10 protein-coding genes are annotated in these 12,219 nt (G+C 64.7%); 6 read left to right on the forward strand and 4 right to left on the reverse strand.

What is annotated here, in order from left to right:
- Positions 1-43 precede the first annotated feature (43 nt).
- The 3 genes from lpdA to GAU_RS02435 are packed head-to-tail and all read right to left on the reverse strand — an operon-like array spanning position 44 to position 2,899.
- Positions 44-1,456: a dihydrolipoyl dehydrogenase gene (gene lpdA / locus GAU_RS02425; RefSeq protein ID WP_012681965.1), complete on the reverse strand. Its 1,413-nt coding sequence runs from the start codon at positions 1,454-1,456 to the stop codon at positions 44-46.
- 22 nt (positions 1,457-1,478) lie between these two features.
- Positions 1,479-2,480 carry a DUF72 domain-containing protein gene (locus GAU_RS02430; RefSeq protein WP_041265178.1) on the reverse strand — a complete coding sequence of 334 codons (1,002 nt, stop codon included), beginning with the start codon at positions 2,478-2,480 and terminating at the stop codon, positions 1,479-1,481.
- Positions 2,481-2,536: 56 nt separating this feature from the next.
- The gene (locus tag GAU_RS02435; protein WP_012681967.1) at positions 2,537-2,899 is read right to left on the reverse strand and encodes a hypothetical protein; all 363 of its coding nucleotides are present in this window, start codon (positions 2,897-2,899) and stop codon (positions 2,537-2,539) included.
- A 428-nt stretch (positions 2,900-3,327) separates the two neighbouring features.
- Here GAU_RS02435 and GAU_RS02440 point away from each other — a divergent pair, with 428 nt between their 5' ends.
- Positions 3,328-4,188, forward strand: coding sequence for an alpha/beta fold hydrolase (locus GAU_RS02440; RefSeq protein ID WP_197526033.1), 861 nt, complete (start codon positions 3,328-3,330; stop codon positions 4,186-4,188).
- An 82-nt stretch (positions 4,189-4,270) separates the two neighbouring features.
- On the opposite strand, the gene odhB is transcribed toward GAU_RS02440, so the two are convergent.
- Positions 4,271-5,500 carry a 2-oxoglutarate dehydrogenase complex dihydrolipoyllysine-residue succinyltransferase gene (gene odhB / locus GAU_RS02445; RefSeq protein ID WP_012681969.1) on the reverse strand — a complete coding sequence of 410 codons (1,230 nt, stop codon included), beginning with the start codon at positions 5,498-5,500 and terminating at the stop codon, positions 4,271-4,273.
- Between the two features lie 152 nt (positions 5,501-5,652).
- Between odhB and GAU_RS02450 the strand changes: the two genes are divergently transcribed.
- The 5 genes from GAU_RS02450 to GAU_RS02470 all read left to right on the forward strand — a co-directional run bounded on the left by GAU_RS02450 (position 5,653) and on the right by GAU_RS02470 (position 12,217).
- Positions 5,653-6,690, forward strand: coding sequence for a zinc-binding dehydrogenase (locus GAU_RS02450; protein WP_012681970.1), 1,038 nt, complete (start codon positions 5,653-5,655; stop codon positions 6,688-6,690).
- A 21-nt stretch (positions 6,691-6,711) separates the two neighbouring features.
- Complete coding sequence (locus tag GAU_RS02455) at positions 6,712-6,936, forward strand: hypothetical protein (RefSeq protein ID WP_012681971.1); 225 nt, start codon at positions 6,712-6,714, stop codon at positions 6,934-6,936.
- 126 nt (positions 6,937-7,062) lie between these two features.
- On the forward strand, positions 7,063-7,983 hold the full coding sequence (locus GAU_RS02460) for a mechanosensitive ion channel family protein (RefSeq protein ID WP_012681972.1): 921 nt from the start codon (positions 7,063-7,065) through the stop codon (positions 7,981-7,983).
- Positions 7,984-8,144: 161 nt separating this feature from the next.
- Positions 8,145-10,658 (forward strand): DNA gyrase subunit A, encoded by a 2,514-nt coding sequence (gyrA, locus tag GAU_RS02465; protein ID WP_012681973.1) that lies wholly within the window; start codon positions 8,145-8,147, stop codon positions 10,656-10,658.
- Positions 10,659-10,741: 83 nt separating this feature from the next.
- Positions 10,742-12,217, forward strand: coding sequence for a diguanylate cyclase (locus GAU_RS02470; RefSeq protein WP_012681974.1), 1,476 nt, complete (start codon positions 10,742-10,744; stop codon positions 12,215-12,217).
- Positions 12,218-12,219 lie beyond the last annotated feature (2 nt).

The following is a 12,219-nucleotide window of genomic DNA, read 5'->3' on the forward strand; positions in this document are numbered from 1 at the left end:
TCCCCACTCCGGGACCGCCAAACGCGAATCCCGGGACAGCCGCTTACATGTGCAGCGCGCGGCCGAGCGCACTGAGCGCGGCTTCCTTCACCGTCTCGCTGAGCGTCGGGTGCGAATGCACCGTGATCGCGATGTCCTCGGCGCTGCCACGGTATTCCATCGCCAGCACGACCTGCGCGAGGTTGTCGGCCACGTGTGGGCCGATCATGTGGCACCCGAGAATTTCGTCGGAGTCCTTGTCCACCACGAACTTCACGAAGCCCTGGGTCTCACCCATGGTGCGTGCACGACCGTTGGCGCTGAACGGGAACTTGCCCACGCGATAGGCACGGCCGCTGGCCTTCACTTCCTGCTCGGTGAGACCCACCGTGGCAATCTCGGGCCACGTGTACACCACACCAGGCATCGTGCGGTAGTGCATGTGCACCGGCTTGCCGGCGATCACTTCGGCGGCAATCACGCCTTCGTCCTCGGCCTTGTGCGCGAGCAGCTTGCCGCCCACCACGTCGCCGATGGCAAACACGTTCGGCAGGTTGGTGCGCATCTGGTCGTTCACGGCGATCTCGCCACGCTGACCGAGCGCGAGGCCCAGCGCAGCGGCATCCACACCCGACAACGATGGCTTGCGGCCCACCGAGACGAGCACATAGTCGCCGTCGAACGACAGCGCCGCGCCATCCTTCTCCGCGTGGATGGTCACGCCGTCGGCGCGCACGTCGGCACCGGTCACCTTCGTGCCGGTGTGGATCTCGAGTCCCTGCTTGCGCAGGATCTTGTCGGCTTCCTTGATCACATCGTCATCGTTGCCAGGCAGGATGGTGGGCGCGAACTCCACCACCGTGACCTTCGCGCCGAGGCGGCGCCACACGGAGCCGAGCTCGAGACCGATCACGCCACCACCGATGACGATGAGATGCTTCGGCACTTCGGGGATCTGCAGTGCGCCCACGTTCGACAACACACGCTGTTCGTCGAACGGGAGGAACGGCAACTGCACCGGCACGGAGCCCGTCGCAATGATCACGTGCTTGCCCTGCCACGATGTCACGTTGCCGTCGGTGTCCTTCACCTCGACGACATTGCCAGTCTTGAGCGTACCGAAGCCCTTGGCCCACGTGATCTTGTTCTTGCGGAACAGGAACTCGATGCCCTTGGTGTTCTGCGCGACCACATCGGTCTTGCGCGCCATCATGGCCGGCAGGTCGACAGTGGCACCTTCCACTTTCACGCCGTGCTCTGCGGCATGCAGGCGTAGCCACTCGTAGTGCTCGGAGCTTTGCAGCAGGGCTTTCGACGGAATGCACCCCACCGTGACGCAGGTGCCACCCAGCGTCTTGTCAGCTTCGATGCAGGTGACGGAGAAGCCCAACTGGGCTGCGCGGATCGCGGCCACGTAGCCGCCGGGGCCACCACCGAGGACGAGTACGTCGGCGGTCTGGGAAGTCGTGGAAGTCATGTACGAAAGATAAACGGCTTGCCTATCTCAGCAGGAAGCGTCGGGCGAGGTTGGCGATGGTCAGCGGGGACGAGCCTTCGAATCGGTTGTTGGCAATGACAAAGATCGTGGCGGCATGCGCCAATGCGCGGTCGATCAGGGTCAGGATATCGTCATGCCCCTCTGGAAACGCGTCCTGGATCCGGTCATACGGGGCGAACGCCTCGACGGCGTCGTTGAACGTGCGTCCGGGCCGCAGCAGCGCTCGCGCAATGGTGAAATCGGTCGTGAGGGCATCGTCGTGGAGCAACTGCGCCCCGATGGTCGGCATGTGCGTCCAGGCGTTGAACACATGCGCCACCTGGTGAGCTCGTAGCGCCGCGAAGTACGGCGGGGCGAGGTGCTGGGGCGTGCGGATCTCGACGGCGTACCGTGGTCCTTTGGGCAACGCCCCGAAGAATCGGTCGAGATGTTCCGCAAAGCCCGCGACGGTGAGGTGTGCTGAGCGGGGAATGGCCTCGAACTCGAACAGAAAGACGCCGGCATGTTCGCCCAGGTATTCGAGAGCGGGTCCGATCACCGCATCGACACACAGGGTCGGATTGAGCCAATCCGGGTTCCTGTCCGACGGCTGAAGCGGCGTGACGCCGAGCTGCCGCAGCATGTGATGGCGGGGGCTGTTCAGCGCATACGAGGTGATCTGATCCCAGACCTTCATCACGAGGGGGAAGCCGGCCGGCAATGCGTGCCGGTATTCCTCGAGTACCTCGGGTGTCGGTGGCCGATAGAAGAACGAATCCACGCCGACCGTCCGGAACAGCGGACAGCGCGCGTATTCGGCCAGCATGGGTGCCGTGGCCCCGGTCTTGGGATAGCTCCGCCGGTACACCATGCCAGACCACCCCGGATAGGTCCAACTGGACGTGCCGAATCGCAGCGTTGCCGGCAGGGCGGCCGCCAGTCTCGCGGCCTCCTGCATGAACTGCTCGTGGCGGTCGAGCGGTTCCTCGAACAGCGATGGCTGGAAGTCGTCAGGCGGCGGCATGCCCGCCATTGTAGGCGGCGTCCGACGGGTGGGCTACTGGTGAGCGCGCAACCGGGCTATCGGGCGACAGCGGCTGCGTCGAGCGACCCGTGGGCCACCACATCACCCGCCGCATCACGACGCCACCAGTGCCCCACCAGACGCCCACCTCGCACGCGCGCATCGAACATGAGCCGTGCACCTTCCACGAGACCGACCAGTGCGCGTTGAGCGCCATCGAGCAGTTGCACGGGCTCGGGTGCGGCATCAGCCACGGTAATCGACAGGCCCAGCAGTGGCACGGTGGCGCTGGTGGGCACCGTCTGGCCCGTGCGTGTCGGGTGCAGCGAGAAGCTCGTCGTCTCGCCGCCTTCGTCGGCGGTCAGCGCTCCCTGCCAGGGGCTGGAGAGCGACAGGGGAGCAAGAGAGAGCGGAGACATGAACAGAATTCCTGGCAAACGGGAGTTGCAGAACAGCGTCGAAGCGATCGGCGTCTGAAGCCTGTACCCATCAGACACTGCCACGCGTGACAAGGTTGGATGGGAAATCACGCTGTTACGCCGCAGTGACATGCGCGCAGTGCCTCCAGGCACTTGGCAACCGGACTTCCGACCGTACATTGCGAGAGAGGAGCGCGCAGTCTGGAGCCGACATCACACGCTCGGCATCCGTGACGTCATGCGTGCTCATAGCGTCCTGAAAGCAAAGGCTTCGGCCGTGCTTCGACTGATCGTCGGTAGCGGATCCAATCCTCGCATTGAAAACGCACGCTGACGGACCCCGACGTCCTTGGCAGAAATGCCTGGGGCGTCGTGGTGCATCTGGGGGTGATGTCACCCCGTGTTGTCTTCACCGGGGTTGATCACCGATGTCCGATTTTCAGCTCGACCTGCAGCGCGTGACCGTACCCGATGCCACCACACGAAGTGGCATCGTTCTCGCCGTGCAGCGCATTACGCTGCCGCGCACGACGCAGGCTGCGTCAGCCCGTCCGGCGCCATCCGCGTCCGCGGCAGCAGGCACATCGCCCACCATGGTGTTCCTGCACGAATCGCTGGGCTGCATCGAGACATGGCGCGAGTTCCCGGCATTCTTGGCGGAGGCCGCAGGGCTCGATGCCATCGTGTACGACCGACTGGGATATGGCCTGTCCGCACCCATGCCAGACACACCACGCGGGCTGGACTACCTCCACATCGAAGCCGAACGGTTGTTCCGCTTGCTCGATATTCTGGGCATCGGTGAGGTCGTACTGTTCGGGCACAGCGACGGTGGATCCATCGCATTACTGGCGGCAGCGATGCAACCGCAGCGTGTGCGCGCGGTGATCACCGAAGGCGCGCATGTGTTTGTCGAAGAAGAAACGCTGGAAGGGGTGCGTATCGCGCAGGCGCTCATGGCGAAGACCGATCTGCCGGTGCGGCTCGCGCGGTATCACGGTGACAAGGTGGCCCGTCTCACAGCGGCGTGGATCGACACCTGGCTGTCACCGGGGTTTCGGGATTGGAACATCGAAACCAGTCTCCGTGCCGCCCGCTGTCCGGCGCTCATCATCCAGGGAGAAGCGGACGAGTATGGCACGCCGGCGCAGGTGGAGGCGATCGTGAAGGGCTGGGGTGGAACGGCCGAAGCGCTGCTGTTGCCGGGCGCGCGGCATACGCCACATCGGGAGGCCACCAAGGCCGTGATGGCGGCCACTACGGCATTTCTGGCAACGGCACTGGCCTGAGCACTGCCACCAACGCACCAGCGGGGCACGGAACCATCGTTCCGTGCCCCGCTGGTGCATTGGTGCTTTGATGCGGTTCGTCTCAGAGCACCAGCATCGCGGCCGGATCTTCCATGAGCTCCTTCACGCGCACCAGGAACAACACGGCCTGCTGGCCGTCGATGATGCGGTGATCGTAGCTCAGGGCGATGTACATCATCGGACGGATCTCGACCTTGCCATCCACTGCGATGGGGCGGTCCTGGATCTTGTGCAGACCCAGAATGCCCGACTGTGGATAGTTGATGATCGGTGTGGACACGAGTGAACCGAACACGCCACCATTCGTGATGGTGAACGTGCCACCCGTGAGATCGTCCATCGACAGCTTGCCGTCGCGGGCACGCTTGGCCACCGCGCCGATGTCCTTGCCGATTTCCACGACGCTCTTGCTGTCGGCGTCCTTGACGTTCGGCACCACGAGGCCCGCGTCGCTGGCGACGGCAATGCCCATGTTGACGTAGTGCTTGTAGACGATCGAGTCGCCGTCGATCTGCGCATTCACCAGCGGATACGACTTGAGCGCGATGCAGGCAGCCTTCGCGAAGAACGGCATGAACGACAGCTTCACGCCCTGTTCCTTCTCCACGCGTTCCTTCATGCGCTCACGGAACGCCGTGATCGCCGTCATGTCGACTTCGTTGAACGTCGTCAGATGTGCCGTGGACTGCTGTGACATCAGCAGGTTTTCGGCGATGCGCTTGCGGCGCGTCGTCATCTTCTCGCGCGTCTCGCGGCCGGCCGCGGAGGTCGGTGCCTTGGCCGGGGCGGCGGCGGGTGCCGGTGCCGCCGCGGCGGCAGGCTGCGGGGTGCGCAACGCGTCGACCACATCGGCCTTGGAGACCACGCCACCACGACCCGTGCCGGCCACATCGGCCGTGTTCACGCCACTTTCGGTGGCGAGACGGGCTGCGGCCGGGGAGACCTTGGCGTCCGCCGAAGGCGCGGCAGCGACGACGGGAGCGGCCGCAGGGGCCGATGCCACCGGCGCAGGCGCCGCTGCAGGCGCACTCGCAACAGGCGCACTCGCGGCGGCCGCGCCGGCTGCAATTTCGCCGAGCACTTCGCCGACGGCGACGACATCACCTTCGCCTTTGGCGCGCGCCGTCAGCACGCCCGCTTCGAGCGCAGGCACTTCCACCGTGATCTTGTCCGTTTCGAGCTCAACCAGCGTATCGCCGACGGCAACAGCGTCGCCTTCCTTCTTGAGCCAGCGCGAGACGGTCGCCTCGACGATGGATTCGCCGAGAGGGGGAACCTTGATTGACGACATGAGGCGGAGCGATGAAGGAACAGTGTCGCGGAACGGGATCCGAACGTGGGCGTCGAATCAGGTCATGAACTCCGAAATATAGAGAGCCGCACACCCAAGCTGCCCACCCCCACCGCTGCTTTTGCGTCCGGGAATGTCACTAGATTGCGCGCATGCGAGCCTTGACCTTCAGCGCCTTTGGTGGCCCCGAGCAGCTTGTCGTGCGCGATGTACGCGAGCCCACCGTCACCTCGGCCGACGCGGTGCGTGTCCGGATACAGGCCGCCGCGCTCAACCGGCTGGATCTGTGGGCGCTCAGCGGCATCCCCGGCTCGCGGATCATTCCCGGCTGGCCCTTGGGTTCCGACGGGGCCGGCATCGTGGAGTCGGTGGGTTCGGCCGTGACCAGCGTGAAGGTGGGCGATCGGGTCATCATCAATCCGGGGGTCCTCGACCGCAATTGCCGGTGTGAGTACTGCCGGGACGGTGACCAGCCGCTGTGTCTGACCTATGGCATCCTGGGTGAGCACCTGCCGGGCACGCTGGCCGAGTTTGTGGTGGTGCCGGCGGCCAATCTGCGCACCATTCCGGACTGGATCCCCTGGGACATCGCGGCGGCCTTTCCGCTGGCCACCCTGACCGCCTGGCGCATGATCGTCACACGGGCCAAGGTGCGCCCGGGCGATCAGGTGCTGGTCTGGGGCATCGGGGGTGGGGTCGCGCTGGCCGCGCTGCAGATCGCCAAACACATCGGCGCCACCGTGTGGGTGACGTCCGGCAGTCCGCACAAGCTCGAACGGGCGCAGTTTCTGGGGGCTGACCACCTGCTCGACCATCGCGAGGCCGATCTGGGCAAGCGAATTCGCGAACGCACCGGCAAGCGCGGTGTGGATGTGGTGATCGATTCGGTGGGGGAAGCCACCTGGCCGCAGTCGCTGATCGCTCTGGGCAAGCGTGGCCGCCTGGTCACCTGTGGCGGGACGTCCGGCCCGATGGTGCAGGTGGATGTCCGTCGCATGTTCTGGAACCAGTGGAGCCTGATGGGCTCCACCATGGGCAACGACGCCGAATTCGATGCGATGACCGAGTTCTTCCGGCATGGGTCACTGCAGCCGCCGGTCGATTCGGTGTGGACACTGGAGCAGGCGCCGCTGGCCTATGAGCGGCTGGCCTCCGGCGCGCAGTTCGGCAAAGTCGTTGTGACGCTCTGATCGATCGGCCTGAGGGGCGTGATGACCGAGACCGCGCGATACACTGTCGATGAAGAGAAGGCCCTCAAGGCAGCGGTGTTGGCCGGCGAGCCGGCCACCTGTCCGCGCTGCGAGGTGCGCATGACCCACCGTCCCATCGGTGGCGGATCGTTTGGGCTGGGCTATCATCGGCAGCGGGAGTGGCTGTTGTGTCCGTCGTGCCGACGCAGCGCCATCTTCGACGTGAAACGCGGCACGCGGCTGTAGCCGTAGGATCACCAGGGGCGGTCATGGCCGGGGGAGGTTCCCTGAAAGGTTCCCCTGCGGTTCCGTCTCGTGTCCCACTAGTTTTGTAGCGATTGTTGCGCTCCGTAGCCTCTTCTCCGGATTCCCTTGTTTCAGCCGTTCGCGTCACCGTTTGCTGATTCCCTGCTGCTCGCCGATGCGGCGACGCAGAGCCCTGCGGGCACCACGACTGCGGCGAGCACGTTCTCGGAACGTCTCGAGCAGAGTTTCTCGCTGCTCAGCGAGTTCGTGCCGGCGCTCTTTGGTGCGCTGGTCATCCTGTTCGCGGGATACCTCGTTGCGAAGGTGGTGGAGAAGGGCACGACCCGGCTGCTGCGTCGACTGCGCCTGAATCAGTTGTTGGAGCGCGGCGGTGTCCTGCAGGCGGTGGAGCGTTCCGGCTCACACCTGAATCCGGCCAAGGTCATCGCGAACCTGCTCTTCTGGGTGGTGATGTTCGCGGTGCTGCTGGTCGCGGCCAGCGCCATCGGGCTCGACTCGCTCGCGAATGTCTTCACGGAGCTCATGAGCTACATCCCGAGTGTGATCGCGGCGATCGTGATCATCATTCTCGGCATCGTGCTCGGCGGATTCGTGGGTGGCCTCATCATGGCCTCGGCGGGCGGATTGTACGGTGGCCCGTGGCTGGCGCGCACCGGGCGGGGCGGCGTGATCGTGCTGGCCGTGTTCATGGCGCTGCAGGAACTCGGGATCGCCACTGACATCGTCACCACGGCGTTTGCGATACTGTTTGGCGCGGTGGCGTTGGCGCTGGCCTTGTCGTTCGGGCTGGGCAACCGCGACCTGGCGGCCGAGATCACACGCGAGTGGTATGAGCGCTATCGCGCCGAACGCCGGGCGATCGACGCCGAGGCGGCGGCGGAGGAAGCCGAAGAGTTGGCCGAGGCCACATCGGAAGAAGCCGCGGAAGCTGCTGCAGATGCGGCGGCCGAGGCGCAGGCGGTGGCCAAGGCGGCAGCGCAGGCGGCGGCCCGCGCAGGCAACGCGCCCCCCAAGGTTGCCCTGTAAGGCGGACACCAGGCCCGGGTGATGCCCGGGTGCCTGCGCAAGTCCCTGCAAGTCCCTGCAAGGCCCCAATCGCCGATTTTCGCCCATGTGATTCGGGGCAAACCGGTGGTTAAATTTCACTGGTTCCACCCGGATTGGCCGTACCTCCTGCCCGTCGTGACATGACCGCACCGAACGCCCGCGAACGTATCCTGCCGCGCCTCATCGACGAGGAGGTCAAGGAGTCGTTCATCAACTACTCCATGAGCGTCATCGTGTCGCGCGCCCTGCCGGACGTGCGCGATGGACTCAAGCCCGTACATCGACGTGTGTTGTACGCGATGAACGAGCTCGGACTGTTGCCGGGGCGTGCGTACAAGAAGTCCGCGACGGTGGTTGGGGACGTGCTCGGCAAGTATCACCCACACGGTGACAGCAGCGTGTACGACGCGCTGGTGCGCATGGTGCAGACGTTCTCGCTGCGCTACCCGCTGGTGGATGGTCAGGGCAACTTCGGCTCGATGGACGGCGACAATGCGGCCGCCTACCGCTATACCGAAGCACGCCTGACGCGCATGGCCGTGGAGATGCTCACCGACATCGACAAGAACACGGTCGATTTCGCCCCGAACTTCGACGACCGATTGGAAGAGCCGCGGGTGTTGCCCGCTGGTTTCCCCAACCTGCTCGTGAACGGATCGACGGGTATCGCCGTCGGCATGGCGACGAATATTCCGCCGCACAACCTGCGCGAAGTCATCAGCGCGGTGATTGCCCTGATCGACAATCCCGAGCTGGATGGGCCTGCGCTGCGCAAGCTGGTGAAGGGGCCGGATTTCCCGACGGGTGGCTACATCTACGGTCGTGCGGGCATCGCCGACTATCAGGACACGGGTCGCGGCCGCATCATCATGCGCGCGCGGGCCGTGATCGAAGAGAAGGAGTCGAGCGGCAAGTCGCAGATTGTCGTGACCGAAGTGCCGTATCAGGTGAACAAGGCCAAGCTCGTGGCGGACATCGCCGAGCTGGTGCGCGACCAGAAGCTCACGGGCATCTCCGCGCTGCGCGACGAATCCGACAAGGACGGCGTGCGCGTGGTGATCGAGCTCAAGCGCGATGCGATTCCGCGTGTGGTGCTGAACCAACTGTACAAGCACACCGCGATGCAGAGCACGTTTGGCGTCATCATGCTGGCGCTGGTGCCCGATCCGCACACGCGTCAGCTCGTGCCCAAGGTGCTCACGCTCCGTCAGTGCCTCGAGCATTACATCGCGCACCGTCATGAAGTCATCGTACGGCGCACGCAGTTCGATCTCGACAAGGCACTCGAGCGCGAACATATCCTCGAAGGTCTCAAGATCGCCGTCGACAACATCGACGAAGTGATCGCGCTCATTCGTGCGGCGTCGGATACGCCCACGGCGAGCGCACAGTTGCAGTCGCGGTTCGGACTCTCGGAGCGTCAGGCCGAGGCCATCCTCAACATGCGTCTCGCGAAGCTCACCGGTCTCGAGCGCGACAAGCTCGAGGAAGAGCTGGTCGAGGTGCGCGCGTTCATTCTCGAGATGCGTGGCATCCTGGAGTCGCGCGATCGCCGCATGAGCATCCTGAAGGGTGAGCTCATTCAGGTGGCCGAGACGTATGGTGACGAGCGGCGCACCGAGATTGTCAGCGACGAAGGCGAGTTCTCCATCGAGGATCTGATCGCCGAGGAGGAGATGGTGGTGACCATCACCCACGGCGGCTACATCAAGCGCACCCCGTTGTCCCTGTACAACCGGCAGGGGCGTGGTGGTCGTGGCAAGGCCAGCGCGGATCTCAAGGAACACGACTTCATCGAGCGGTTCTACGTGGCGAGTACGCACACGTACATGCTCATTTTCACCGATGATGGGCGGTGTTTCTGGCTCAAGGTGCACGAATTGCCACAGGCCGGGCGGAATACGCGCGGCAAGCCGATCGTGAACCTGATCAACGTCACACCGGACACCCGCATTCGGGCGATCGTGGTCACCAAGGAATTCTCGGACACGGAATTCCTGCTGTTCTGCACCCGGAACGGCACGGTCAAGAAGACGGCGCTGTCGCAGTACTCCAATCCGCGCGCGAACGGTATCAAGGCCATCAAGATCGAGCAGGACGACGAATTGATGGACGTGCAGGTCACGAGTGGCAACAACGACGTGGTGTTGGCCACCCGTCATGGCCTCTCGGTGCGGTTCCACGAAAGCGATGTGCGCGAGATGGGCCGCGATACCACCGGTGTGAAGGGAATCGAGCTGCGTCCGTCCGACCAATTGGTGGGCATGGTCGTCATCAAGCGTGAGGCCACCCTGCTCGTGGTCACCGAGCGTGGCCTCGGCAAGTGCAGCGAAGTGAGCGAGTATCGGGTCCAGAAGCGCGGCGGCAAGGGCATTCTCACGCTGAATCGCACCGTGAAGACGGGCGATGTGATTGCGCTGATGGAAGTCGTGCCCGAGGACGAGCTGATGCTCATGACCCGTCAGGGCATCGCCATCCGCAGCAAGGTGAGCGAGATCCGCGTGACGGGCCGTGCTGCCCAGGGCGTCAAGCTGGTGGCCCTGGACGATCTTGATGGGGTGTCGGCTGTGGCCCGCGTGATCCCGGACGACAAGGAAGGCGAAGGCGAGGGCGAAGAAAGCGGCGCCACCACGATGGAAGGCGACGCCGAGTAAGGCGTCGTCGCCATCGGGCGACGTGAAGCGGTGCCCGTCAGGACGCGCGCATTCGGCGCGCGTCGGTCTTTCGAGGAGTGGGAATGGCGACGTCGCGCATTCTGGTAGCCGACGACGACGAAGCGGTGCTGCAGTCCGTGACCTGGTTGCTCCAGGAGAACGGCTATGAGGTCATTCCCGCCAATGGCGGCGTCTCCTGTCTCGAGCAACTCGAGCGGCGCTCACCGGACCTGCTGCTGCTCGATATCCTCATGCCGGATGCCGACGGCTGCCAGCTACTCGAGCGCATCAAGTCGGAAGACCGCTGGCGGGACCTCCCAGTGCTCATGCTGTCGGCCCAGCCGCCGGAAGAGGCGTCTGTGAAATCTCTGGGCCTGGGGGCGGCGGATTTCATTCGCAAGCCTTACCGGCCCAAGGAGTTGCTGGCCCGTGTGCAGGCGCAGTTGCGTATGGGGGCGTTGCTGCGCTCCACGCGCACCGCGCTGCTCCGCACGGAAGAAGCCCTGGTACGGGCGCAGCAGGATGCGGATAGCCGGCGCAAGCTGGTGGACATCCTGCATGAAGTCACCGGCGATCTGTCCGTCAACGAGCTGTTTCACCTGCTCGTGCGTCGTGCGGCTCGTGCGCTCAATGTATCCCACTGTTCGGTGGTGCTGGCCCGACCGGGTGATGCACACGCGGTGGTCGTGGCGGCATTCGAAAACCCTTCACTGCAGCACCTGTCGGTACAGCTCGAGCGGTATCCGGAAATCCGGGCAGCGCTGGAGAGTGGGCAGCCCGTGCTGGTGGAAGACCTCGAAACGCACCCGTTGTACGAAGGGGTGCGCGAAGTATGGGGCATCGAAGGCATCGAGGTGTCGATCCGTTCGGTCATCGCGCTGCCATTTTCCGTCGATCGCGGACAATACGGCGTGTTCCTGGTGCGTCGTACGCGCGAACAGGAACTCTTCGGGCCGGCCGATCTCGAGTTCGCGCAGGCGGTCATCACGGCGGCGGTGGCCGTGATCCAGCGGGCGCAGATGGTGGAGAGCACCATGGCCGACAATGCCCGTCTCGAGCAGCTCGCGCAGACCGACCCGCTCACCCAGTTGCTCAATCGTCGCGCGTTGACGGAGCGTATCACAGCGGAGATGGAGCGGGCGCTGCGCTACGATTCCACGCTCGCGTTGCTGATGATCGACCTCGATCACTTCAAGAAGGTGAACGACACGTACGGTCACCTCGTCGGCGACGATGTGCTGCGGGATGTGGGTCAGCTCCTTGGGCACACGATCCGAGGCAGCGACATCACGGCGCGCTACGGTGGTGAAGAGTTTCTGGTGTTGTTGCCGGAAACCGACGATGCGGGCGCGGTGGCCTTCGCGGAACGCATTCGGGTGGCGATGGAGGAACATCCGTTCGCGCGGGATTCGATGGCCGAGCCACTCAAGCTGACGGCATCGATCGGCGTGGCGGTCTTTCCGGCCGCCCGGATCGAAAATGTCGAGGACCTGTTCGCGCGTGCCGATGCGGCGCTGTATCGCGCCAAGGCCGAAGGGCGCAACCGGGTGCGGATGTAGGC

The organism is Gemmatimonas aurantiaca T-27 (genome assembly GCF_000010305.1).
Classification (GTDB): Bacteria; Gemmatimonadota; Gemmatimonadetes; order Gemmatimonadales; family Gemmatimonadaceae; genus Gemmatimonas; species Gemmatimonas aurantiaca.